At 38.1% G+C, this 24,855-nt stretch carries 27 protein-coding genes; 3 read left to right on the top strand and 24 right to left on the bottom strand.

Annotated elements, in window-relative coordinates; genetic code table 11:
- Nucleotides 1–13: 13 nt before the first annotated feature.
- From ACFSR8_RS12175 to ACFSR8_RS12190, 4 genes are all read right to left on the bottom strand, one after another.
- Nucleotides 14–397, bottom strand: coding sequence for a hypothetical protein (locus tag ACFSR8_RS12175; protein ID WP_380292404.1), 384 nt, complete (start codon nucleotides 395–397; stop codon nucleotides 14–16).
- Between the two features lie 202 nt (nucleotides 398–599).
- Nucleotides 600–821 (bottom strand): hypothetical protein, encoded by a 222-nt coding sequence (locus ACFSR8_RS12180; RefSeq protein WP_380292406.1) that lies wholly within the window; start codon nucleotides 819–821, stop codon nucleotides 600–602.
- A 21-nt stretch (nucleotides 822–842) separates the two neighbouring features.
- Nucleotides 843–1,166, bottom strand: coding sequence for a hypothetical protein (locus ACFSR8_RS12185; RefSeq protein ID WP_380292408.1), 324 nt, complete (start codon nucleotides 1,164–1,166; stop codon nucleotides 843–845).
- Between the two features lie 672 nt (nucleotides 1,167–1,838).
- On the bottom strand, nucleotides 1,839–2,681 hold the full coding sequence (locus ACFSR8_RS12190; protein ID WP_380292410.1) for a pseudouridine synthase: 843 nt from the start codon (nucleotides 2,679–2,681) through the stop codon (nucleotides 1,839–1,841).
- A gap of 262 nt (nucleotides 2,682–2,943) precedes the next feature.
- Between ACFSR8_RS12190 and ACFSR8_RS12195 the strand changes: the two genes are divergently transcribed.
- A complete protein-coding gene (locus tag ACFSR8_RS12195; RefSeq protein ID WP_380292412.1) occupies nucleotides 2,944–3,249 on the top strand; it encodes a hypothetical protein in 306 nt (101 codons plus the stop codon).
- A gap of 48 nt (nucleotides 3,250–3,297) precedes the next feature.
- On the opposite strand, the gene ACFSR8_RS12200 is transcribed toward ACFSR8_RS12195, so the two are convergent.
- The 8 genes from ACFSR8_RS12200 to ACFSR8_RS12235 form a co-directional block, all read right to left on the bottom strand.
- Complete coding sequence (locus tag ACFSR8_RS12200; RefSeq protein WP_380292414.1) at nucleotides 3,298–4,200, bottom strand: geranylgeranylglycerol-phosphate geranylgeranyltransferase; 903 nt, start codon at nucleotides 4,198–4,200, stop codon at nucleotides 3,298–3,300.
- Between the two features lie 76 nt (nucleotides 4,201–4,276).
- A complete protein-coding gene (locus tag ACFSR8_RS12205) occupies nucleotides 4,277–5,206 on the bottom strand; it encodes a mevalonate kinase family protein (protein ID WP_380292416.1) in 930 nt (309 codons plus the stop codon).
- A gap of 69 nt (nucleotides 5,207–5,275) precedes the next feature.
- Entirely contained in the window at nucleotides 5,276–6,385 is a 1,110-nt protein-coding gene (locus ACFSR8_RS12210) for a diphosphomevalonate/mevalonate 3,5-bisphosphate decarboxylase family protein (protein ID WP_380292418.1), read from the bottom strand.
- Between the two features lie 3 nt (nucleotides 6,386–6,388).
- Nucleotides 6,389–6,925, bottom strand: a complete 537-nt coding sequence (locus ACFSR8_RS12215; RefSeq protein WP_380292420.1) for a DUF1697 domain-containing protein — start codon at nucleotides 6,923–6,925, stop codon at nucleotides 6,389–6,391.
- Nucleotides 6,926–7,195: a type II toxin-antitoxin system RelE/ParE family toxin gene (locus ACFSR8_RS12220; protein WP_380292422.1), complete on the bottom strand. Its 270-nt coding sequence runs from the start codon at nucleotides 7,193–7,195 to the stop codon at nucleotides 6,926–6,928. It lies immediately after the preceding gene.
- Complete coding sequence (locus tag ACFSR8_RS12225; protein WP_380292424.1) at nucleotides 7,179–7,430, bottom strand: hypothetical protein; 252 nt, start codon at nucleotides 7,428–7,430, stop codon at nucleotides 7,179–7,181. The genes ACFSR8_RS12220 and ACFSR8_RS12225 overlap by 17 nt, the downstream gene beginning before the upstream one ends.
- Nucleotides 7,431–7,469: 39 nt before the next feature.
- Nucleotides 7,470–8,156, bottom strand: a complete 687-nt coding sequence (locus ACFSR8_RS12230) for a glycerophosphodiester phosphodiesterase (protein WP_380292426.1) — start codon at nucleotides 8,154–8,156, stop codon at nucleotides 7,470–7,472.
- 2 nt (nucleotides 8,157–8,158) lie between these two features.
- Complete coding sequence (locus ACFSR8_RS12235) at nucleotides 8,159–9,025, bottom strand: acyl-CoA thioesterase (RefSeq protein WP_380292428.1); 867 nt, start codon at nucleotides 9,023–9,025, stop codon at nucleotides 8,159–8,161.
- A 133-nt stretch (nucleotides 9,026–9,158) separates the two neighbouring features.
- On the opposite strand from ACFSR8_RS12235, the gene ACFSR8_RS12240 reads away from it, so the two are divergent.
- Nucleotides 9,159–9,953, top strand: a complete 795-nt coding sequence (locus ACFSR8_RS12240; protein ID WP_380292430.1) for a hypothetical protein — start codon at nucleotides 9,159–9,161, stop codon at nucleotides 9,951–9,953.
- Here ACFSR8_RS12240 and trxA read toward each other — a convergent pair.
- The 11 genes from trxA to msrB form a co-directional block, all read right to left on the bottom strand.
- Nucleotides 9,950–10,261 carry a thioredoxin gene (gene trxA, locus ACFSR8_RS12245; RefSeq protein ID WP_380292432.1) on the bottom strand — a complete coding sequence of 104 codons (312 nt, stop codon included), beginning with the start codon at nucleotides 10,259–10,261 and terminating at the stop codon, nucleotides 9,950–9,952. The genes ACFSR8_RS12240 and trxA overlap by 4 nt on opposite strands.
- A gap of 121 nt (nucleotides 10,262–10,382) precedes the next feature.
- Nucleotides 10,383–14,054, bottom strand: a complete 3,672-nt coding sequence (locus ACFSR8_RS12250) for a metallophosphoesterase (protein ID WP_380292434.1) — start codon at nucleotides 14,052–14,054, stop codon at nucleotides 10,383–10,385.
- Nucleotides 14,055–14,091: 37 nt separating this feature from the next.
- Complete coding sequence (locus ACFSR8_RS12255) at nucleotides 14,092–15,054, bottom strand: aldo/keto reductase (protein WP_380292436.1); 963 nt, start codon at nucleotides 15,052–15,054, stop codon at nucleotides 14,092–14,094.
- On the bottom strand, nucleotides 15,054–16,274 hold the full coding sequence (locus ACFSR8_RS12260; protein WP_380292438.1) for a bifunctional alpha/beta hydrolase/OsmC family protein: 1,221 nt from the start codon (nucleotides 16,272–16,274) through the stop codon (nucleotides 15,054–15,056). Before ACFSR8_RS12260 ends, ACFSR8_RS12255 begins: the two co-directional genes overlap by 1 nt.
- Nucleotides 16,231–16,779 carry a peptide-methionine (S)-S-oxide reductase gene (locus ACFSR8_RS12265; protein WP_380292440.1) on the bottom strand — a complete coding sequence of 183 codons (549 nt, stop codon included), beginning with the start codon at nucleotides 16,777–16,779 and terminating at the stop codon, nucleotides 16,231–16,233. Before ACFSR8_RS12265 ends, ACFSR8_RS12260 begins: the two co-directional genes overlap by 44 nt.
- Entirely contained in the window at nucleotides 16,772–17,041 is a 270-nt protein-coding gene (locus tag ACFSR8_RS12270) for a peptide methionine sulfoxide reductase (RefSeq protein WP_380292442.1), read from the bottom strand. Before ACFSR8_RS12270 ends, ACFSR8_RS12265 begins: the two co-directional genes overlap by 8 nt.
- Nucleotides 17,029–18,591 (bottom strand): protein adenylyltransferase SelO, encoded by a 1,563-nt coding sequence (locus ACFSR8_RS12275; RefSeq protein ID WP_380292444.1) that lies wholly within the window; start codon nucleotides 18,589–18,591, stop codon nucleotides 17,029–17,031. Before ACFSR8_RS12275 ends, ACFSR8_RS12270 begins: the two co-directional genes overlap by 13 nt.
- 320 nt (nucleotides 18,592–18,911) lie before the next feature.
- Nucleotides 18,912–19,160 carry a glutaredoxin family protein gene (locus ACFSR8_RS12280; protein ID WP_380292445.1) on the bottom strand — a complete coding sequence of 83 codons (249 nt, stop codon included), beginning with the start codon at nucleotides 19,158–19,160 and terminating at the stop codon, nucleotides 18,912–18,914.
- Between the two features lie 3 nt (nucleotides 19,161–19,163).
- Nucleotides 19,164–19,652 carry a peroxiredoxin family protein gene (locus tag ACFSR8_RS12285; RefSeq protein ID WP_380292447.1) on the bottom strand — a complete coding sequence of 163 codons (489 nt, stop codon included), beginning with the start codon at nucleotides 19,650–19,652 and terminating at the stop codon, nucleotides 19,164–19,166.
- A gap of 92 nt (nucleotides 19,653–19,744) precedes the next feature.
- Entirely contained in the window at nucleotides 19,745–20,284 is a 540-nt protein-coding gene (msrA, locus tag ACFSR8_RS12290; RefSeq protein WP_380292449.1) for a peptide-methionine (S)-S-oxide reductase MsrA, read from the bottom strand.
- 96 nt (nucleotides 20,285–20,380) lie between these two features.
- Nucleotides 20,381–20,842 carry a peptide-methionine (R)-S-oxide reductase MsrB gene (msrB, locus tag ACFSR8_RS12295; protein ID WP_380292451.1) on the bottom strand — a complete coding sequence of 154 codons (462 nt, stop codon included), beginning with the start codon at nucleotides 20,840–20,842 and terminating at the stop codon, nucleotides 20,381–20,383.
- A gap of 239 nt (nucleotides 20,843–21,081) precedes the next feature.
- Between msrB and ACFSR8_RS12300 the strand changes: the two genes are divergently transcribed.
- Nucleotides 21,082–22,275 carry a Pycsar system effector family protein gene (locus ACFSR8_RS12300; RefSeq protein WP_380292454.1) on the top strand — a complete coding sequence of 398 codons (1,194 nt, stop codon included), beginning with the start codon at nucleotides 21,082–21,084 and terminating at the stop codon, nucleotides 22,273–22,275.
- A gap of 5 nt (nucleotides 22,276–22,280) precedes the next feature.
- On the opposite strand, the gene ACFSR8_RS12305 is transcribed toward ACFSR8_RS12300, so the two are convergent.
- Nucleotides 22,281–24,656: a GAF domain-containing protein gene (locus ACFSR8_RS12305; protein ID WP_380292456.1), complete on the bottom strand. Its 2,376-nt coding sequence runs from the start codon at nucleotides 24,654–24,656 to the stop codon at nucleotides 22,281–22,283.
- Between the last annotated feature and the right edge of the window lie 199 nt (nucleotides 24,657–24,855).

The raw sequence follows: 24,855 nt of genomic DNA on the forward strand, positions 1-24,855 counted from the left end.
AAGCAGGTAAAACCTATAACTTTTCTAAATTAGTTATCGTATTGATTTCCTCTTCGTCATCCATATTGTTTTCGTCCTTGGTTACCTTAATATCCCTAGTAAAGGTCACTTTAAATTTAGTGCCAACAAAGGTATCGGCGTTCAAGTCAAAAAGGCTAAGCGCCGGCTCAGCTATGCTCTGAAAAGTTAAGGTTCTTTCTTCACCGTTTTTATCCGTGGTTACAAAATTGTACCCGTAATCTTCTTTCCCATCGTAGGTAGCATAAACGATTAAACCCTCCTGCTCCAACATATGTGCCGAAGTATTGGCTTTAGACTTCTCAGCAGTAAAGCTCATAAAAGAAAAGGCAATTAACAATAAACTGCCCAAAGCAAGTATTCTAGTTTTTGTTTTCATTGTAATGAATTTATATCTTTAAATCTATCGTTTCAAAAAACATGCCACTACAAGAAGTTCAAAAAGGAATTTCCGTAGCGGTCAAATAAATATACGTTTTATTCTTATACAAAAGATGTTTTCACATCAACTTTCGATAAACTCGCCCATAACAAAAAGACGAACTTCCAATCATTACCATCTATATAAAATGGTAAAGAGGCTACAAGGGCTTTAAACTCTCTACGCGATAGATCGGGTCCTGGTCATCACCATCCTCAACAAAGGTAATCTTGAAATCCTTGTCCCTTAAACTTTTGTCGTTTTTTAGGTCGAATTGTTTTAAAACGCGAGGGTGTACTTCTTCAAAAGCCAATTCCTCTCCGTTTTCAAACCAAAACGTGTAATAACCGTTTTTGTAATACTTAAAAGCGGCGATTCTCATAATAATAGTGAAAAAAATGTGTTAATCGTTATCGTCTGAATCTTCATCAGCAATTTCGGGATCTTGAACGGCTTCGGGGTCGTCATTCTCATAATCCTCATAATCGTCCTCGTCATAGTTCTCCATGGTTACGGCCAGTTTGGTACTTACTTTTACCAAATATTTGGTGTCCGCAGTGGTTACTTCCACGGCCTCAATAATCTCGTTATGCTGGTTTCTGAAGGAAATAATATGGTCATCATCATAACCGTCCGGATATTTTTCAACAAGAAGTGCCAATATCTCGGGGGTCAGTTTTTTAAAATCGACAATAACCCGTTTTAAATTATCGTTTTTTGGTTTCATGGTTGGTTAAATTTTGATTTGGTCTCAGTTTTATATGTCCAAAAGATACACAAAAATTGAAATCGCAACAACAATCCCATAGTTTCGCGGTATACTTTAGATGGTGAATTTAACATATTTTTGAAACAATTAAAACTATATATAATGTTAAGCTTGTGTAAAGCCAACAAAAATTCAATGCCACCAAGTTCGAAATATGTTTGGGTCAGTATGCACAAAAACAGGGGCATGTTGTGGACCATGGGTCACAGAATCGGAATTAAGCTTTAAAATCCGGTGGCTCAATCGATAAGCCGCTTTTGAATATAACTCCCTAATTTTCAAAAGCCCGGACATAGAAACAGGTTTCAATATGTTCAGCTAAAAGTGGCCCAAATGTAGATTATTTTTTGACACGGCAAACGATTTTCAATTATTTTGAAAATTATTTTTTGGGCGTTACCCTGACGCCTATGGGTCAGGGTCGGGCTTTCACTACTCAATCCCTCCTGCGTCGGGGATTTCAAACAGGCCGTTCAATCCCTAACGCGGATTTAGAATATTATAAGTCTATTTGGGGTGTTATCGATGTTAATCTTGACAAGATAAAGATTATCCAATCTTAAAAAAACATTAAATTAAAGACTACCTTGTGTCATTCCATCCCGATAGTTATCGGGATTGTTTCGGAATCTACAACATCCGCAACGTATTCAACTCCTGAGTCGTCAAATGCTTCCAATGTCCTCGGGGAAGGTCTTTTTTGGTCAAATGGCCAATGGCCACACAATCTATGCTTAAAATATCGTAATTGAAATGTTCAAAAATAGTACGGATAATCGTGTTTCCGATATTCTTGATTTTTAGGCCCACCTCCCTTTTTGGAGCCCCGTCAATATAACTGATTTCTTCAACCTCGATAAGTTTGCCGTCCAATTTAAATCCGTTTTGAATCTTTTTTAAATCCTCAAGTTTCAGGTTTTTGTCCAATTCAATATGAAACAAACGGGCAATCCCGTTTTTGGAATTGGTGAATTTTTGCATCACTTTATCGTCATTGGTAAACAACAATAACCCTTTGGAGTTGCGCCCCAATCGCCCAATGGGCTTAATTCTGGAGCTGGTAGCATTGGCCACCAAATCCATCACGGTTCTACCTTTGTCATCACTTGTGGTTGTGGCAAAACCTTTGGGTTTGTTCAAGAGTACATAGGCTTTTTGCTCCGGGGTAATCCGTGCCCCATCGTAACGCACCTCATCACCCGGCTTTACCTTATAACCCATTTCAGTCACCACTTTCCCATTTACCGAAACCAATCCCGTAGCAATATGCACATCCGCCTCACGACGTGAACATACCCCAGCATTGGCCACATATTTGTTCAATCGGATTTCGTCTGGGTTTCCAGATTTTTTTGGAGCCACCGAAGTTTTTTTAGCAGATATATTTTTGTTCGAATTTTTGCCAAAATCCCTTTTACCTTGCCCTCGTCCACTCGGCTTCCCTTTGCCTTTGCCCACTTGTTGCCTTTTCATTACTTAAAATTTTGTGCAAAGATATGTTTATACCTTTTGATAATTGAGGTTGCCCACTAAAATTTACACTTTTTTGCCCAAGTACATCAAGCTTCGACAAAGTATGGATACCAAAACGAAGGTGTTGATTGCTTTCTTCAAAAGATTTCAGGAACTTGCTTATGAAAATTATTACTATTGTAATGTTAAGTGATATAAGAGTTGTTCCACTGTTTGGGATTGTAGCTATATTTTTGTTGGCACTAATCTTTAAAATACATCTATGAAATTAGCAAGAATCCTGAATTACACTTTTTTATCTATTCTTTGTATTAGTTTCTTAATTCTAATTTTCGGCCTATTAACAAATGGCTTGTGGATTTTTAGCGTGGAAAATGAAACAACCTCAAAAGCTTTTTACACAATCAATACTTTCGCTGGTCTGATTTCAGGATTTTTAGGATTGCTAATATTTATGTCTGGTGTTTTTGGGGATCAAAAATTTAGTAAATATGAATTTAAACTTAACGTTTTAGGATTTTTAGTTTTCATAATACTAGGATTAGTAATCATAATGCTAATTTTATAAACAAAAGCCTATTATAACCATTTGTTTGATATGGTACACCCAAATTTCCTAAATACGATTCAAAATCACACCAACATCAATCAACAAAATACTAAAAACTCCCGCCAGAATAATGAATTTCAATATGTTGTGCAATACCAAATATTGAATTTTGGTTTTTGATTTCCAAAGTAGCAACAGAAAAATGAGCAACAGAAAAATGCTTAAATAGAAGAACAGGTACATGTGGCCCACTTCAAAACGGAACAATAAGAGATAGGCCGGAACAAGCGTGAGTGTCGCCAAAATGGTCAGCATTATTTTGGAAGCTTTTTCGCCATAGGCTACTGGAATTGTGCTATAATTTTGGGCAATATCGCCCTTGATGTTTTCCAAATCCTTGGTCAGCTCTCGCATAGAAATCATTAGGAACAGGAAAATAGCATGTACAAAAATGACGGTTTCAAAATTTTTGTAATACATAAAAATGGCAAAAAACGGTGTGATGGTTAAAATGGCCGAAGTGAGGTTGCCTACAAAGGGCAATTTTTTCAACTTATGGGAATACAACCAAATGGCAAAAATATACACCGAAAAGAATACCACCGCCTTAAACGACACATAACTCGCCATGATGACGGCCAAAAAATTGAGCACAAAATAAAATGATAGTTTGGTATTTTGGCTGACCAATCGGTCCAATCTGGATTTGATGGGCCGGTTGATTAAATCCTTCTCGGAATCGTAAAAATTGTTGATGATATAACCTCCTGCTATGGTAGCCGCTGAAGCCAATACGAGCATCAAGAGATTTAGGTCAAACACTACAGCCTTTAAAGGTTTGTCGTAAGCCAAAATGTAAATAGCCGTAAGGTATTGGGCAATTACTACGATGAGGATATTGTAACCCCGAACGACGGAAAACATGCTGAAAAACTTAAGCAAGATATGTTTTTGTCTTCTGGAAAGCATTGAAGTAGTTAAGGCTGAGATCCTGAAACAAGTTCAGGATGACAACAAATAATTTGAAATAAAGATAGTAAGAAAGTTAGAAGTTATAAACTACTTCCAATTTGTAATTGGCCAGAGCTTTTTTGGCTTTTTCGATATCTTCGGTAAAACCAAGGATATAGCCTCCACCACCGGAACCACAAAGTTTTAAGTAATACTCATTGGTTTCGATGCCTTTTTTCCAAAGCTCATGAAACTGCTGTGGAATCATAGGCTTAAAATGATTCAACACGATTTTGGATAACTGCTTTGTGTTCTTGAACAGGGATTTGATATCACCTTTAAGGAAATCGTCCACACAGGCATCGGTATGCTTGATAAACTGGTTTTTCAACATACTACGGAAGCCTTCCTGTTTCATATTTTCCATGAAAAGACCTACCATAGGGGCAGTTTCGCCAATAATACCGCTATCCAATAAAAATACGGCACCTTTGCCATCGCTTTTTTGGGCTGGAATACCAGTGGCTTCAATATTATCCTTCGAATTGATTAAAATTGGAATACTCAAATAGCTGTTCAACGGATCCAAACCTGAAGATTTTCCATGGAAAAATGATTCCATGGCAGAGAAAATGGACTTCAGCTTAAGCAATTTTTCTCTAGTTAGATTTTCAAGAACGGTAATTTTATCAAAAGCATATTTGTCATAAATGGCCGCTACCAAAGCACCGCTACTACCCACGCCATAACCCTGGGGAATGGAGGAGTCAAAATACATACCAGAATTTACATCCTCTAAAAGCCTTTCGCTATCAAAACGCACCAAATTAGAATCCAAATCTTGGAGGTATGTTGCAAAACGCTTTAAACTCTCGTTGGATTTCAGTGCTGATTCAGCCGGACTTTCATCCTTCTTTAACGCACCGTTGTAAAAGCTGTAGGGAATGGATAAGCCTTTGGAATCCTTAATGATACCGTACTCTCCGAAGAGTAAAATTTTAGAGTAAAAGAGAGGTCCTTTCATAAAATGTTCATAGTTTGGAACAATTTGTTTAACAAAAATACAATTTTTTTAAACAAAATTGACGCTATTTTATAATTTATTAGCCCCCAAACCAATAACGTCGCAAATATACTGTCCATTCTGACAATATGCAACTAATTCAGTTTTAATGAATTCCAATACCGATGAAAGTTCATTTTCAGGGTAAAGGACGTGTACATTTGCCCCAGCATCCAAAGTGAAACAAATTTTTGAGCCGGTTTGTTTTCTGTAGGCCCAAATTTTATTGATAATCTCCAACGTATTGGGTTTCATCAAGATAAAATAGGGCATGCTTGTCATCATCATCGCGTGCAAGGTCAATGCTTCGCTTTCAACTATTTCGATAAATCTGTCCAAATCCCCCTCCTTCAAAATCGAAACCATTTCAGAAAGATTAGCATCGGCCTGCTTAAAACGCTCTTGTGCAAAAGGGTGACCGTGCATTAAATTATGGCCAACGGTACTGCTGACTTGTTTTTCACCCTTGTCAACCAGCAAAATTGTGTCTTGATAGTTTTTGAAACTGTGATGAACTTCGTATGGATATTTTACCCCGAACAAATCCGAACTACCTTCAATGGCTTCATGCGCTCCCCATACTACCAAATCGCCTTCCAAACTTCTGCAGGCACTTCCTGAGCCCAGTCGGGCTAGGAAGGACGCTTTTTTGGTGAAGTTGCTATCATTATGAGACCCTTCGACTGCGCTCAGGGTGACATTAGAGTCTACTAATTCCTTTTCAATACTCATTAAACACAACGCCAAGGCACTCATGCCAGATGCCGAGGAGGCAATTCCAGAGCTGTGCGGGAATGTATTCGAGGTTTCTATTTTAAAATGATAACCCTTTAAAAATGGCAAATAGGCTTCAACCCTTTTGAAGAATGTTTCTATTTTTGGTTTGAAATCGTCCTTTTTCTCAGCATTCAAAAACACTTCAAAAGAAAAGCCTTCATTATTCTGCTTTTTTGAAAAACCAACAGTAGTTATGGTTTTACAATTACTTAGGGTAAAACTTATCGATGGGTTTTCTGGTATCTGGTTTTTCCTTTTACCCCAATACTTTATCAATGCAATATTGCTTGGCGATTCCCAAGTAAACTGTCCACTTTCAATATTTTTGCCATAAGGCTTTGGAATAAAATCTTGCTCTGTCATCCGTTAAATTTCAGTTGACAAAGATAATAGTTTTACCATTGTTTTATAGTTTCTGGCGGTAGCCGTCACTTTTAATTTCCGCTCGAAGAAGTTATTGCTCATCTTTGCTTTGCCGTAACCTGCCGAACAATAGAAATATACCGCTTTATCCGTTATCAAAAACTCCTCATTGGGATAGGACAACTTTGAAACTTCCTCAACTACGGTTTCATCTGCCTTGGCATACAGCATCATAAAATAACTATTTTCTTTTTTGTCCAGCGGAAAGGGGCTGTTGTCAAAAATTTGTTGCAATTCCTTAGGTTTCATCACCAAAACAGGTACCTCAAAGCCAAAATGGGATTGAATGGCCACATGAATTTTATCCTCTATTTTTGTCTTGTTCTTTTTTTCGGATTGAAAAATAACATTGCCACTTTGTATGTACGTTTGCACATGCTCCAAACCTGATTTAGATAGTAGTTCGCGAAGTTCCGCCATAGGGATCTTCTTTTGGCCACTGACGTTGATGCCTCTTAGTAGGGCGATGTAGGTCTGCATTTAGTAATGTTGGCTTTGATTAATTATTCTCAAAACAAAAACTGTCTTTTCAAAAACAGCATAATGTATCGCATAATTGAAATAATTTAATGGCACAATCCTTACATTTTTATATTTGATTTGAAAAGCTTGAGGCATTTTGATTACCAGTTCAATCTGAGCCAGGAAATCATCTAAAAATTCCTCTTCTTTGCCTAAAAACTTAAAATAACAAATTGCTTTATCTAATTCTCTATCAGCTTCATCTGTAATTTCATAGTTCTCGACCATATCGTTTCAAAACGTCTTTTAAAGGTGTTGTTTTCAATGTTCCTTTTTCCATTCTATCCAGCATATCATCCATCATCTTTTTATATTCTTCAGAAGGTTCGCTATAGCGCAATGCGGTATCTTCCAAAGTATATTCCAAGTAATTTTTTAAGGACCGTTTTTGAAGTTTGGCCTGTTTTTCTAAAATTTCGATGGCTTTATCGTCCAGTTCTATTAACTTTTTGGTTTTTCCCATGATATATAAATTATATATATCAAAGATATAAAAAATATATCAAATTCTATCCGGAAAATCAGAAATGATGCCATCCACTCCATAGGCATGCATGCGCTCAATATCAGCCCTATCATTCACGGTATAGGTCATTACTTGAAACCCCAAAGACTGCATTAATTGCACATTTTCTTTGGTCAACATGGTGTAATCAGGATGGATAGACACGGCATTAATTGCCTGGGCAAAATCGATGGTATCTTCCAAATTTGTATCGGTTAGCACTCCTGTCATAAAAGGCTCTCCAGAATGAAATACATCTTGCAACAGTTCCTTTTGAAAACTGGAAACGATAAAATCCCGCCATTTCCATCCATGGTTATCGACATAGTAATCCATGAATTCAACAATGGCTTCACCTGTATTTTGACCCTTCAATTCCAAATTTAAAAGTGGTCGCAAATCACCCATAAGCTGCATGACCTCATGCAAAGTAGGAATGGCATATTGCCCCATTACTTTCAGCTTTTTTAATTCTGAAAGTGACTTTTTAGAGATTTCACCGGTGCCGTCAGTTATCCTGTCCAAAGTAAAATCATGGAAAACGACCAATTCGCCTGAAGCACATTTATGGATATCGATTTCGACCCCATGAACGCCCAAATCGATAGCTTTTTGGATCGATTCCAAAGTATTTTCAGCCACATGACCTTTTGCACCTCTATGCCCTATTTTAAATGGTTCCATAATTATTTTTTCATTGGTCTCATTAAACCTTCCTGCGCTACGGAAGCAATCAACTTTCCGCTTCTTGTAAAAATATGCCCTCTGGCCAAACCTCTGGCATTGGAAGTATTTGGCGAATCCATGGAATACAATAGCCAATCCGCAAAATCAAAATCCCTAAAAAACCACATGGAATGGTCTAAACTAGCCGTCTGCGTATTGCCCCAATGCGCTTTACTGGCGTGCGGGTTTAGTGTGGCCGTTAAAATATTGTAATCCGAAATGTAGGTCAGGATTTGCTGTTTAGTTCCCAAATCCAATCCATTTACTTCGCCTTTTAACTTGAACCAGACCTGATGTTTTGGCGGTAAATCTTTCGGCTGTAATGGGTTGGCAAATGCCGTAGGTTTAAATTCTATGGGGCGCTTTATTTCTAAGAATGATTTTAACCCTTTTGGCAATGCATCGCTAAATTCAACCCGCACATCCGTCCAACTCAACAGATCTTCTGGAGGTTTTACATTTGAATCCATTTTAATCTGATGCTCATAACCTTCCTCCATTTTGTGAAAGGAGGCTGCCAGGATAAAAATTGTCCGCTCATTTTGAGAAGCCGTAACCCGTCTTACCGAAAAACTACCTCCATCCCTTATAATACCGACGGTGTATGTTATAGGCACCTTTAAATCACCCGCTTCCAAAAAATAGGCGTGAAGCGAATGCAATATTCTTTCTTTTGAAACGGTTCGGCTTGCTGCATTTACGGCCTGTGCCAACACCTGTCCGCCAAATACCACAGGGCTTCCAACTGTTTCACTTATACCGTTAAACGCAGTATCGCTAACTTTTTCTAAAACCAGAAGGTTTAATAAATCATCTACAGTAGTCATATTTCACGGCTATTTGAAACTTTAAAATTATTAAATAATATATGCCCAACATCAATTTTTACCAATAGTTTATGATTTTAAATTTTTGAAACGCATTTAAAGTGATTACATTGGACAGTTCGGAATTCTATCAATGAATCAGATTAAAACATTTATCATTTGTGCTTTTGTATTTACCTCCTGCGACACGGGAAAACTCAAGGTTTTAGCAGACTTACCAAGCAGTTTAAAAGAATGCTCGGCAATAGAAACAGTAGCACGTTCCCGTTTGCTGTGGACGATTGAAGATTCAGGCAACAAGAACAATATTTATGGTATTGACCTAAAAGGAAAAATCATGAAGGATATTGACATCAAAGGATCGAGCAACATCGATTGGGAGGATTTAACCTCGGACAAAAAGGGCAATATTTACATAGGTGATTTTGGGAATAACAGCCGCAATCGGGACGATTTTACGATTTACAAAGTTTCGGATTTATCTTCGGACAAAACAAAAGGGGAGCGCATTAGTTTCACTTTACCCAAATCCGTGAAACCCAAAGATTTTGAGGCTTTTTTCCTTTGGAATGATTTCTTCTACCTCTTCAGTAAGGATAATAAATCTTCCATACTTTTTAAAGTCCCAAATAGGGTTGGCAAACACACTGCCATCAAGATTTCTAAGCTGAAAGAGAAGTACTTGAAAATCACTTCTGCGGACATCAGTGATGATGGAAAAACTGTGATATTATTGACTCATGACAAACTTTGGAAAATCACTAATTTTAAATCCGATGATTTTTTTTCGGGCGATATTGAAGCACTACTATTTGACCATAGTTCCCAAAAGGAAGGCATTTGTTTTAAGGACAATTCTTCGATTTATATCACGGACGAAAAGACCAAAGGTAGCGGAGGAAATTTATACAGTTTCAGCCTAGACTAAACAGTGGAACCGGCATGTGTTTGGATAACGTGAAGTATATCTTCCTTTTGAAGGACACCCGATTGCCTCCATTTTGGTTCACCATTTACAAAAAGAAGCATTGTAGGCACACTTCTCACTTGATATTTAACTGCTAGATTGTGGTTCTTATCAATATCAATCTTTACGATTTTTACAGCATCAGCTACTTCATCTTTCACCTCTTTTAATATGGGTATCAAAGCTTGGCAAGGCCCACACCAAGTAGCGAAAAAATCTACTAAAACTACTTTTTCAGAATTTATAATGTCGTTGAAATTGCTTTTCATTTTTTATTTCTTTTACGACATTTTAGACGTAAAAACTAGGTAAACATTACTGTATAAAAATGAGACCCTGAAACAAGACTTCGACTACGCTCAGTCTGACAGTTTAGGGTGACACCGTATGTCAAAACCCAAAGCCCATTCTAAAAGCAAATAACAAACCATCATCACTGTTAAAAGCTGAAACATTTAAGGTAATCATATCGGCTGCATTGGCGAAAATACCGCCGCCGAAGGAGTTATTCCATTTATCAGAATCTTCTCCATCCAACCATACTCGTCCGTAATCCACACCGCCATAAACTCCAATGTTTAATGGCAATAACCCTGTCTTTACTTTTCGAAGATTCAATCTTATATCCGTACTTTGGGCAAATGCCGAATTACCGATAAAGCGCTCGTCCCTATAACCTCTTAAGCCATTGTTTCTTCCTAAACTGGCGGCCTGATAGAATTCAAAATCGTCTCCTAAATTAAAATGCCCTTTCAACCTTGTGGCCAAAACCAATTGCCCACTAGGTATCAATTTATAATCGAACGCCAACTCAGGAATGATGTAACCAAACCCTTTCGAGGTGCTTACGTTGTTCCTGTATCCAGCATGAAGCGCAAACAACATCCCTAAAGTTGGGAACGCCGCGTTATCCGAATTGGCATATTCATACTTGGCGTCTGCGCCATAAAAATCCTGCTGGTCAAAAGTTGAATCTGGCAAAATCATTGGCATCGCAATAAATCGACCTGAGGTTTTATCCACTTCGTTGGATTCGTAGGACACCGCAATATTAAAACTACCTCCCAATTGCCCTCGCCAAGTCAATGCCGGGGACACCTTAAAAGTCCTAAGTTTTACGCGGTTATAATTTAAGTTGAACATATCGCTGTCCTCAGCATTTGGATTGGTCGTCTCATTTCCAAAACCAAAGAAATTGATGGCATAATTAGGACTTGTGAATTTGGCTCCCAACTCCAAGTTCCAAGAGCCAAAAACATTGGCAAATTCGCCGTGATACCCCAAGTCAAAACCATTGGTCGCGAAATAATATGCCGCAGAAAGACTGTGCTGGGAGCTGAATGGATTACGTTCAAAACCGTAGTTAGTATAAGTATGTACAAAACCAACTTTAAGGCCATCATCTGGATTTGCGCCTATGGTTGGTAAAAATTGATTGGAGCTGTTTTTCAACTTTTTATAGTCGTATACGTTCGTTTCATAATCGTCGGTCAATTTCTTGCCCCCTTTATTGGTCATAAAAGTATTTTCCTTGGATTTATGGTCATATACTTTTAGGCGCTTTCCGTTGGTTATATTGTACACATCATTATTCTGGCCGCCAATTAATCTTACTTTTATCAAGTTATCACCGTTGCCAAATACTTCAAATCGATCATCATCATCCAAGCCATAAATCCAAATTTCTTTGGTATCGTCAAAAATATAAGTGCGACTATGGAACACATCTGCCTTTTTCCCTTTTTTAATGCGATAGGCCACCACCTTAGTCTCTCCATTTGGAAGCCGTTCAATATCAAACCAATCATCTTTATTGGTACCTTTTATCACACCGTACTTATTCACGTGGGCATAATAGGTGTCTGATATTTTTTTAAGATTAGCCCGTCGTCCTATCAATTTTCGTTTGATATCTTTAATCGTATTTTGATCTACTTCCGGTGGAAAGAATTTAAAAGCTTCATCAATAACCTCGTCGGTTATATTTTCAACAATTCGTTTTGCTTGGGCATCCCATACCTCCTTTCCCGATTGATTTATCAAAGCCATATCCAAGGGATAAGGCTCCAAATTGAACCATTTTGGACTCTTTAACTCCTCCTTATAGCTTCGCAATAATCTTAAAGCCGGAACTATTTTAGTCGCGACTCCAAGCAATGCGCCGTCCGCCATTATGGAGTAAGCTTGGTCGCGATCCCTTGGTACTGGACGGTACACTTTTTTGCCATCAATTTTGAATTCTGCCCAACGCCATTGGTCCTCATGACGGTCCCAATCGCCAATAAGCATATCAAACAGTCGAGCTCGGATATAAGCTTCTTCATCCAGGACAAAATCCTCATCCTTATTCAGCTTTTTTAAGACATCATCCGTACTTATCAATTTATTTGAAAAACCGAAACTTGCCTTATCGCCATGTCCCGAATCGGTGCGTTCTTCAATCATATAAAGTGCATCACCAAACTCATCAGCAAAATGCCCCAATGCATTCTGTTTTGGCACATAATACAATACTGGATTTGTGTGATACACGTCCACGGCATCTGCTAAAGTTCCCACCGTAAATGGCGCATAGGGGTGAGAACCCGTAAAGACATCCAAAAGTAAATTTTCGGTGTACGTATCATCAAATTGACCCTCAATATATTGGTCTTTAAATGCTACAGCTTGTATATATTGAATCGCGTTTTTCCGAAGCGCGCGCATCACGAATTGCCTTCCTTTTTTATCTTCCAATCGCAAGGACATGGATTGATGCCCACCACCTTTTCTAATCACTTTTAAACCCCCAAACAAGGTGTCTAAATCCACCGTTGGTGCTTTTACTTTTGTGCTGAAATCCTTCCGGTAGCGGTCTCCCCAAAAGAATTGATACAGCCCACCTTTGGTTGTTTCCTCTTCTGTGTAAATTGATGCTGTCTTGCTTTCTGGATATGATGAAGGGTATGTTGTAAATACTTTTTTATCATCTGGTTTTAGCACTTGGGTTTGAAATACAACTTTATTATCAGTATAAAACCGCACATGGGACGAACCATCTTTAAAAACGTCTAATCTGGCGTAGCCCATGGCACCGTAAGAAAATTGTCCACCACCAACATTACGCGTAGGGTTTGCTTTAGAACCCGAACCACTTACGATTTGAGGTAGATTATCTTCAACGATGTATTGTAAATTATGGTCGTGGCCCGACACAAAAATAGTCTTGTCATTTTCCTGAGCCAAGGTAACCAGATGTTTCTTGAATTCGTTATAGCGTTTGTTTTGGTCGTCAACAGTGGTGACACCTCCAGTTTTCCGAATAAAATTCTTCAAGGTTCCCAAAACTGGGAGAGGCGTCAGATGGTTTCCGAAGGAATACTGCCCTCCATGGGACCCATTTGTAAACATTGGATGATGCACCGCAACAATCGTGGTTTTGCCTCTTGCCTTTTTGATCTCGCCCTCCAATTCATCAAAAAATTTGGTTCTTGTTTTTATTTCGCAATCGTCATTAATGGTTGGTTGGTTGTCCCAATTGGTCATGTACCACTCGGAATCCACCAGAATTAAAACGATGTTCTTGGTAATGTTTACCCTTTCAATCGGGCAACCATTTTCAGGCAGAAATGTATTCTTCCCTAAGGCATATTCAATGTACTTTTCTTGACGCTTCAACCCTTTGAGGCCGTTACTGTACCAATCGTGATTACCGGGAATAAAAACGGTTTCACCTTTAAAATTCTCGACAGCATGAATTTGGGCATTCAATTGCTTTTCGGCGGAAGCCCTATCCTCATCATCTTTTTTTGGTAATCCTTTCGGATAAATATTATCGCCTAAAAATATAGCAGTACTATTTTCTGATGCTTTGTCCAATTCAGCTTTAAAATTGGCAATCGTCTGTGAAGATTCTGCCTCTCCTGCAAGGCCTGCATCACCAATTAAATAAAATGAGTGCGCTATGGTTTTATCCGGAAATGGAACTTGTGCATTTGTATCCTTGTACTGAGGCTTATAGGTTGCACAGGCATGCAAAACGAAAATTACAATGACTAAAAGTGTGAGTTTTTTAAACTTCATACGTAAATGGATTAACGCTTAAAGATAAGCATTTGGTTTAATTCCATGTTAGCAGGTCTCGCTCCTTCCAATAGGTTTTGGGGGCAATGTTTTGGTTTCGCAATACATCCAATTCGGTTTTGGAAAAACTAAAATCATGGGCTTTTACATTTTCCTTGAGTTGTTTTTTATTTGATGCACCGCTCAACACATAAGTCGGTTTCAAATTATCCATTACAAAACGAAGCGCTAAGGCGTCTATCCCTACCCCGTATTTTTTAGATAGTCGCTCTAAAACCTCATAGGTGTTTTTGTAATGTTCAAAATTTGGGTTTGGAAACACCCTTCCATTAGCCAACGCTTCTTTAACAATAACCGACTTCCCTTGAGACAACGCTGTGTTTAAAATCTGAAACGCGTCTTGCTCAAAGACATTATAGGTCACCTGAAAACTATCAAAAAGCGCTTCATTTTCAACTTTTATTTTTAATGCTATACTAACGATCTCCTTTTGGTTAGCCCCACTTGCGGTAATACCTATTTTTAAATTGGTTGCCTTTTTTATGCGATGTAATTCGTTTATAACCGACTGATTTTCAAGGATGCCACTTTCAAAGGTTGCAGAATGTACTTGGTAATATTTTAAACGGGGCAAAAGTTGCTTTGATACGTCCCATTGTTCTTTCAATTTTTCAAGCGAATGTTCTTTTACCTCGTGTTTGCCGTCAAAACCCAATTCCCAATTTGCCATATAAGTATAGCCCCATTTGGTACCAAGAATCACGTTTTGATGATTTCTTGACGCGTTCCATTCCTGTAAAAATGCCTCGCCTTTTCCATAAGACGGAGCGGTATCAAAATAGCTAATCCCCAGATTGTACGCTTCGTCCAAAACCGAAAACGTGTTTTCCTTAAACGCTTTTTCAGATTTATCTAAATTCTTGTTTTCCCTTATATTGATGTATTCGGGTCGCCCAAGCGCCGCCAAGCCTAATCCTATTTTTGTGGTATTGTTGCCCATTAATTAATTATTTCGGTTTCTATTATGATTTCGGATAGTAAGGTACGATGTACTGGGCATTTAGAAGCAATTTCCTGAAGTTTCATTTTTTGGGCATCGTCCAAATTACCAATAAATTTTAAACGTTTTTGCAGATGGTCCATACGTTTTGGTTCGTCCAAATCCAACATCAAATCCTCACTGTGCTTTTTCGAATACGTGATGTAAGCATACACTTCTTTCAAATCCCATTGCTTGCGTTGGGCATACATTTTTAGTGTCATTACGGTACATGCCGCCAATCCCGCACTTAAAAAATCGTATGGCGAGGGGCCAAAATCATCACCTCCGATACTTTCGGGCTCGTCGGCAATAAAACTGTGTTTTTTGGTTTGGATTGAGGTGGTAAAATTATCTTCCACCAAATTCAAATGCGCCACCAATTGCTCACCATTTGTATCCAACATTGTATTGTCCCGAGGTTCAAAATACCGATCTGCCCAAGTGCCAATAACATTACCTACATAGTTGCTATCTTTTGAATTCGACAACAAATGATCGGCATCGTCCAAACTCACAAAACTTTTAGGGTGATGGGCATTATGGTATAGATCGTGCGCATTGTTAATCCCCACTGTCTGGTCAAACGGCGCGTGCATAATTAATAATGGTTTTCGCAGGTTTTTGGTGATTTTGGGCAAGTCAATTTTATCAAAATCTTCAACAAATTCTTGATTAATTTTGAACGGTCTCCCTCCAATATTTACCTCAACCTCGCCTTTTTGTTTTACTTCTTCAATACCATGAGAAAACAAATGTGTTACATGGTTTACTGTTGAAGGCGCTCCAACCGTTGCCACGGCCTTTAGGTTTTCCAATCTCGAGGCGGCAACAATCACGGCGGCACCACCCAGTGAATGTCCCACCAACAATCCGGGTGCTTTATAATGTTCCGTGATATAATCATTCACTGCAATTAGATCGTCCACATTGGCGGAAAAGTGGCTTTCTGCAAATTCTCCTTCGCTTCTTCCCAAACCCGTAAAATCGAAACGCACTACGCCAAATCCGTGGGAGGTCAACGAACGGCTGATATTCTTTACGGCCGATAAATTACTGGTGCAAGTAAAACAATGCGCAAAAATGGCAAAATAGTGTGGCTTTTGGTCGGCCGGCAATTCTAAATAAGCCTGTAAGTTATGACCCTTTGTGTTTGGTATAGAAAGTCTTTCGCGATTCATCTTTCAAATGCTTTAATTTATTCTGATTTGTATATTTTGAAAACCTGCTCAGTAGTATTTGTAGTTTTGGGTTGATAAAACTTTCGCAAAACGGTTTTTTAGGATTGTTGAAATAATAGTTTTGAATTTGCTTCCGCGACGCTTTAAATTTATCAAAAAGCAATATTTGGGTAATTAATTTGTGCTGAAATTGGGATTGGAATATTTCTAAAATTGAAATTGCCTCCAGTTTTTGCGCTTCTGAAAACGCATAAATGGCGGAGCGATATTTAGGTCGCATAGAATGATTTGAAGTACTTTTATGGGTATGTAAATGAACTTCGACAAGCACATTTAATGAGATTTCCGCCTGATCAAAGTGTACAATAACTGCCTCAGAAAAACTTCGATCTGCCCCCGTGGAAGCCACAAAACCCTGTTCAACCTTGGACACGCCTTTTAAAGATTGAAATACGGCCTCTGTACACCAATGGCAACCGCCTCCGAAAGCTATTTTGTTAATCATTCAATACTTTAAAATTATTCAAAAAATGTACAACCTTTTCATTCGGCATCTCGCAAGGCTTCAATTTCTCCGACGATGAAGTGACATAATAATTAAGGCTTATAAAGTCTGTTCCACCTAACTCTTCGGCATATACTTTAAAGCTTTTGCCTTGGTTGAAATCAATTCGTGTTACACCATATTTTTTGCCATTATAGCTTACTTTAGAGTAACCTATATAGAGTTGTTTTATCTTATCCAACAATCCCATTACGAACTGCACGATAACATCGAACACCCCACTTTATAGCGGGCCCACTCTGGTCGTTTTGAAAACCATTTTTCATATTCGGGTTGCTCGTCGTAAGGCTTCCTGAGTATTCTGAATAATTCGTCAATTAATCCATAATTGCCTTTATCGGCATCATCGATGGCCATTTGCGCCATGTAATTTCTTAGGACATATTTGGGATTGACGGCATTCATTTTCGTTTTTCGCTCTTCAAAAGAAAGTGTTTCCATTTGTAAACGCGCTCCGTATTTTACAAACCAATCTTTCCACCGTTCCTCAGTATTGAACGCAACTTCATCTGGCTTGTAAAATGCGTCGAAAATCACATTTAAACCGTTTAAATCATTTTCTATTTTGAAATCGGCCAAACTCCTGAAAAAGATTGTCATGTCCGTTTCCGTAAGTTGCAAAATATCCTCCAAATCCTGCACTAAACTTTGGTCGCTTTCATCCGAAATTTGAAACCCCAATTTTGAACGCATCATTTCTAAAGACTTCTCATCATAGTCCGTTTTATACTGATTTAAAATGGCTTCCAAAGGCTCAGCTTCCTCAATCAATGGGTAAAGCGCATTGGCGAGCTGTATCAAATTCCAAAGACCAACATTGGGCTGATTGCCATATCTATACCGTTTGTGCTGACTATCCGTAGTATTTGGAGTCCATCCATAATCATAACCTTCCAGCCAGCCGTAAGGGCCATAATCAATGGTCAAACCGAGAATTGACATATTGTCGGTATTCATCACACCATGCACAAAACCTACGCGTTGCCAATGGATAATCATATCCAAAGTACGATTGGCGACTTCCCCAAAAAAATCGATATAAGTTTCCTTTGAGGGCTCACCTAAGTGTGAAAAATGATGTTTTATCGTGTAATCCACCAAAACTTTCAAGTTTGCCTCATCTTGTCGCGCCGCAAAAATTTGGTAGTTCCCGAAACGCAAAAAGGTCGCGGCAACCCTACAAACGATAGCCCCTTTTTCATAAGCGGCATTGCCATCATACATCATGTCCCGCAACACGCGGTCTCCCGATAATGCCAAAGACAACGCCCGAGTAGTAGGCACGCCCAAATGAAACATAGCTTCGCTACATAAATACTCCCGAATGGAAGACCGCAAAACAGCCAAGCCATCAGCTGTTCTGGAATAGGGCGTTTCGCCGGCACCTTTTAATTGCAGTGCCCAATTTTTGCCATCATGCTCTACTTCGCATAGATTAATGGCTCTACCATCACCCAGTTGTCCTGCCCAATTTCCAAATTGATGCCCACCGTAGCACATGGCGTAAGGTTTAGTATATGGCAATACGGTGTTTCCCGTAAAAACGTTTAAGAAATCTTCGCTTTTTGCATCATCTTCGGCAAGCCCTAAGTTTTCAAGCATTTCGGGCGACACGTGCAACAATTCAGGTTTTGACGTTTCCTTGGGCGTAACATAAGAAAAGCACACCTCAGACACTTGCCTTCTGGAGTTTTCCAAAATAGGATCTGCCGGTAATTCTTTATTGAATTTATCTTTTATGTTTAATTTCATTTTCTACTTTCTAGACGTGTCAGGTTTTGAAAACACAAGTGCTCGGAAGACGAATAAAAGCGTTTTATAGGGTCTTAACTCCTCTTTCTTTCAATTTTTTTTAATGAAAAATTGAAATTCATTCTCCTCTTTACAAAAAGAGGAGAACTTAATATGAGATTAAATCTAGGAATCTCTTAATTTTAAACCTAAATTTTTGTCGCTTTTTGGCTCCTCCCTTTTCTAAAGGGAGGACAATCCCGCCAGAGGCGGGATTAGGAGGGTTCTTCAAAACTCTTCCGAACAGTAGTGTTTTCAATACCTGACAGGTCTTTTTAGTTTTATGATAACTTTTCAATCCATTTTTTTAATTCTGAATCTGATGGGTTTCTCAATTTCTTTTCGCCAATCATAATCGTTGGAAAATTAAGTCGCCTATTTTTATATAAACTTCGTAACGCCTCAGCATTGGCCTCATTTGTTTCTACATCAAGAAACTGAAAATCAAGATTCAAATCTTTTAAAAATTGAATATAATATTGACTTTTATGACATCTTTCAGCACCATAAATTTTGATTTTTGGCACCATAAATCACATTGTTTTAAGAAATTCAATGGCATTATTTGGGTATAAATGGAATTCCGAAAACACCACATAATCCTTTTTATCTATAAAGATAAACCAAGGTGTGCCACCCGTTTTATAGTTGCGCATTAAAGTGGACTGCAAGTCACCTTCTTTACCAGCGTCATATCCAAACGGTATTTGTAATCCATATTTCTTTTGAGTTTCCAACGTTTTTTCATAGGTATTTGCATGATGACCTTCAAAAACTGTTTGAATTGCCAAAAAAACCACATTGTCATTTTCTTTTAAAGCATCGACCATTCTTTTTAAGTCTGGCAAACCTTTAGTGTGACACCCACGGCACCAACTTTGAAAACAAAATACCACCTTAAATTTTCCTTTAAAATCTGACAATTTTATGGCCTCAGTTTTATTTCCATCACTATCCACCCAAGTGTCAACACCAAATTCTGGGGCTTTAAACAGTTGTGGTTTATTTTCGTAATAAGACATCGATCATACTTTTTTCATGCTGTTCCTAATCTATAAAGTTTGATACTGAAACCCGTTCAGTACGTCAAAACTCGCAGGCCTTAAACTTTAAGTTACTTTAATTTTTCAGCGTACAACTTTCTGAATTTCGCCAACTTTGGGGTTATAACTGCATTACAATACCCTTGTTGTGTATTGTTGCGATAATAATCTTGATGGTAATCCTCGGCGTCATAAAAAACATCTAAAGGCGATATTTCAGTTACTACTGGATCATCAAAATATTTGGCGACTTCTTTAACAACAACCTCAGCTATTTCTTTTTGGGTTTCGTCGTGATAATAAATCACCGAGCGGTATTGTGTACCCCTGTCTGCCCCTTGCCTATTCATCGTTGTAGGGTCATGTGTGGTCATAAAAATAAGTAGAATTTCCTCATAGGAAATCATATTGGCGTCAAAGGTAATTTGCACGACTTCGGCATGACCGGTTAAACCCGAACATACTTCGCGATATGTTGGTTTTCCGGGAGCATCCCCTCCGGAATATCCAGACACTACTTTCTCAACACCTTTTAATTCCCTAAATATGGCTTCGGTACACCAAAAGCATCCTCCGCCAACTGTTGCTATTTGTATTTTTTTATTTGTCATTTTTTTTACCCTTCCGAGTTTCATCCCGAGGCTTCAGGACAAAACCCACCTTCCCAAATTTCGACTACGCTCAATTACCGGGAAGGAGCTATTTGATTATTTTGATATGTTTTCTTGTTTTTCCAATTGCATGGATTCTGAATTGATACAATAGCGCAAACCACTTGGTTCTGGCCCATCCGGGAATACGTGTCCTAAATGCGCATCGCAAGTATTGCACATCACCTCAACACGCACCATTCCAAAGGAACTATCTTTTTCATATTTAATCGCATTTTCTTTAATGGGTTGCGTAAAACTCGGCCATCCCGTACCCGATTCAAACTTGATGGTAGAATCAAATAAAGGTGTATCGCAACACACACAATTGTATTTTCCGGCCTCATAAATACTGCATAGCGCACCACTATGCGGGCGTTCCGTGCCTTTTAATCTCGTAATTCTGAATTGTTCCGGGGTTAATTGTGCTTGCCATTCGGCTGGTGTTTTTTCAACTCGCCGGTCGGGAGTTGGGTTTCCGTTTACGGAAAAACCGATAACTTCTTTCCAAGTTAGCATATTTTTTGTCCTTTCGTTGTTAAATTAATATATGCTTTCAAACGAGACATTAGTCAAAAAAAGACTAGAAAACTTACATTTCTATCTATTTCATACCCATTGAAAGCATATTTGAAATTTACGACAAATTATGCCGTTATGCATACTAAATCCCAAAGGAAATCTCGATGCTAACATCGAGAAATCCTTTTTCAACTAAAGTTTAGTATTTTTACCAATAATCATTTTAAATCACGCCTATGTTGATTGCTGAAGCCGAGAAATTTGCACTTAACCTACTCAACGAAAAATTAGACACATCTTTTTTGTATCACAATATTCCACATACGCAACGTGTAGTAAATAGCGCAAAAGAACTTGCTGAATTAGCCAATATTGAGGAGGCTGATAAAAATCTGCTTTTGGTGGCCTCATGGTTGCACGACACTGGCTACACCAAAGGGGCGAAAGACCACGAAGAAGAGAGTGTTAAAATAGCCAAGGCGTTTTTGGCAGGACAAAACTGCCCAGAAAAGGACGTAAGAACAATTTGTGATTTAATTCTAGCAACTAAAATTGACGCCGTCCCAAAAAATCAATTGGAACGCATTATTAGGGACGCGGACAGTTCTCATATAGGAAGCAAAAATTATTTGGAGATTTCTGAACTGCTCAGAAAGGAATGGGAATTGTTGTGCAATAAGAGCCTTTCGGAGTCTGAATGGATTGCGGAAAATATTGATTTCCTCACCACCAGACATCGATTTTATTCAACAGAGGCATCAAGTATGTGGGATAATCGCAAGGGTAAAAATCTTTCGCAATTAATCAAAATGAAGAAAAAGATTGATGCGGATTCCAAAAAATTAAATCAGAAAAAGGAGGAGCTCAGTTTTAAAAAAAGTAAGGTGGTATTGCCAGATCGAGGTATCGAAACCATGTTTCGGGTAGCATTAAGAAACCATATCACATTGAGCGATATTGCCGATACCAAAGCCAATATTTTGCTTTCGGTAAATGCTATTATTATTTCTGTAGCCCTATCTAATTTATTGCCCAAACTGGATAATCCTTCCAATAGTTATTTGATATACCCCACGTTAATTTTTCTATTGTTCACTGTTGCTTCAATTGTCTTATCGGTTTTGGCAACTAGGCCGAACGTTACAAAGGGGCAGTTCACAAAAGAGGACGTAGCCAATAAAAAAGTAAATCTATTATTCTTCGGCAATTTCCATCAAATGAGCTTAAAAGATTTTGAATGGGCCATGGGAGAAATGATGCAGGATAAGGATTATTTGTATGGCTCATTAACCAAAGACCTTTATTTCCTCGGCCTTGTTTTGAATAGAAAATATAACCTATTGAGGACTACCTATACCGTATTTATGATTGGTATTGTGGTTAGCGTATTTGCATTTGGAATTGCTTTTGCAACAAGTGGTGCGACTTAAAGGGATTAAGCCTTAAGCTCTTTCATCAAATCATCATAGGTATAAAACGCCTTATCATTTTCGTTTTTATGATATAGTACGCTTACGCGGATTGCTTTTAATCCGGTTACCGCCTGTAAATCTTGCAACTCTACAATTTCTACATCAGTATCCAAATAATTCTTGGACTGAAGAAATTTGATGTAACCCAAATATTCAATTTCATCCTGCTTTTGGGAATACACGATGCTGATTTTGCCTTTTTGCGTAACGCGTTCTGTGGTGCCTTTTATATAAGCCTTATCTACACGTTTTTTTACGATTTCGTAACGTGCATTGTAGGTGCCGTCAACATCAAATTGCTTTTCGTCCATCCTAAAACTGATGGTCAACGGCTGGTTGAACACCAAAATCATGGAGGCTACGTCCAACGCCACTGGAAAATCAGATTGCATTTGGTAATAGGCGTTTTCCATTTCACACATTACCTGCAATTGCCATAAACGCAGATTGTACAAGTAAATTTTATTGAAACTATCCTCTTTGGTAATGGACTCTCCAACATACATATTATGCTCAACACCATCGGTTTTAAAGCGTTCAAAATAATGCGGATACATCTGTTGGGCTTCCTCTTGTTTTTTGTCCAAAAGCGTAGCCATTTCCACATTAATTTTCGCAATAGTTTCATCGTAGTCTTTTCTATGTCTGTAGAGTACGTTGACCTTTTCGTCAATATTTTTGTAGTAGGCTTCTACATCATCATTCAACAGTTGATTACTTTTTAAATGATCTAAAAGAGGTTCAACGTCTTCTTTGAAGAAGGATGAAATCTGTTGCTCGCTATCCACTTGGAAATTTTCGTCCAATCCGTTCTGAAAATCATTTATCTGATAAATAAACTGCTCATAAATTGGCAAATGTTCCAATTTCAAAGCCTTATCCAAAATCTGTTTTGCCGCTCTAAGTTGAAGCGACAAGTCTTCTCGTGTAGCATAGTTTCTAGCTTCCGAAGACCCCTTAATATCTATTTGCCCGTACAACGGATATACATTATCAAAGGCTATTTTTTGAAAAGAAGCCTCTTCTCCTTCCACTTCAGCCTTTATATAATTCTTTGCTTCTTTAGCAAAACGCCAATGCACACTCGGGTGAATTGAGGTGCATTCCTTTTGAATAATAGCTTCAATAAGATTCTCTTCATCCTTTTTGGACCGCTCCACTGCCGAAACGATAAATGGCATCACATCCACCAACTTATTGGCATTGATACTATTCAAAGCATGTGGTGTGTTGGATACAATTTCCATTATGCCCATAAGTCCTTCATCATTAGCAATTGGTGCAAAAATGGCACTTTTAAAACCTTGTTTATGCAACACTTCCACCTGAGGCGCGAAACCTCTCTTTGCTTTTTCGTAAACGCCATCCACGTCAGAAATAGAGAAATATTTTTTCTCTACAATCAATCTGTTATAGGACCATTTGCACAATGAACTATTACATTCCAAACGCTCTTGATCTCCTAAAAGGTAACTATTGATTCCTACCCCATAAACACGTTCAAAAGCTTTTTCCTCTTCATTATAAATTGAAAAACCAACCTGCAAATCATTGATACCCAGCAAAGACCTAAATACATCATGAAACTCGTACATAAAGTTTTCGTCCTTACGCTTATCCTCACCGATTAAATTGGATTTTATGTTGGAAATTGATTGATCCTCTGTAACATCAAAAATATTGGAAATCACGAAGCCTTTGAAAATATAGCTGCCTTGAGGAAAAAGTTCCTTCCATAAGTCTAAATTTTCAAAATTATCCAGGAGCTTTTTATAATCCTCTTCAGTAATTTTTTTTGCCTTTTCCGTTGGAACGATTTCACAAAAATCGGCATTATACATTATCTTATAAAACCTTAAAATGCCATTGGCATCTGGAATTTCATAATAAAACGGGCGCTTAAAATTCAAATTATAACCGTAGCAAAAATTTAGAATTATGGTACAAGCAATGATGTACCTGTGGTCATCAGGCATATTTTTGATATTCAACTCAAAGCCATCACCTGCGGTTTTGATAATATTTTTAAACCTTTCTGAAGAATTGAATATCAAATTATGAAACGGCACAGAGGCTGTTTTAATTTCATTTTTGGTCAACACAGGCGCAAATGAATCCTGAAGAATAATTCTGATTTCTTCTTTCCTGTCTTCCAAAATTTGCGTATCGCTAAAACCATCCCTTAACTCCGGAAACGATGCCGCAGACTTTAGGACACGCTTTGCCTTGGCAGAAAGAAATTCATCTTCACTATCGGCCAGTTTTTCATAATGCTGAAGCAACTTGTTGAAGCTGACTTTAAGCGTCATTGGCGACTCAATATTGTCGTTGATGTCCATTTTATGGATTAAATTAGGGTACAAAGTTACAAATTATTGGGTTAGTCGTTATAAAGTAGACTTTCTAACAGCCTAATTGTTACAAGGATATATGTTAAATTTTCAGGTTCTTTAATGGAAGAAAATGCGTGCTCTGTAATAATTTGGCTATTTGTGTAGCACTTTTTAATTTATGTACTTTCGAAGTCCCATTAGGTTC

The organism is Hyunsoonleella rubra, assembly GCF_042684665.1.
Classification (GTDB): Bacteria; Bacteroidota; Bacteroidia; order Flavobacteriales; family Flavobacteriaceae; genus Jejuia; species Jejuia rubra.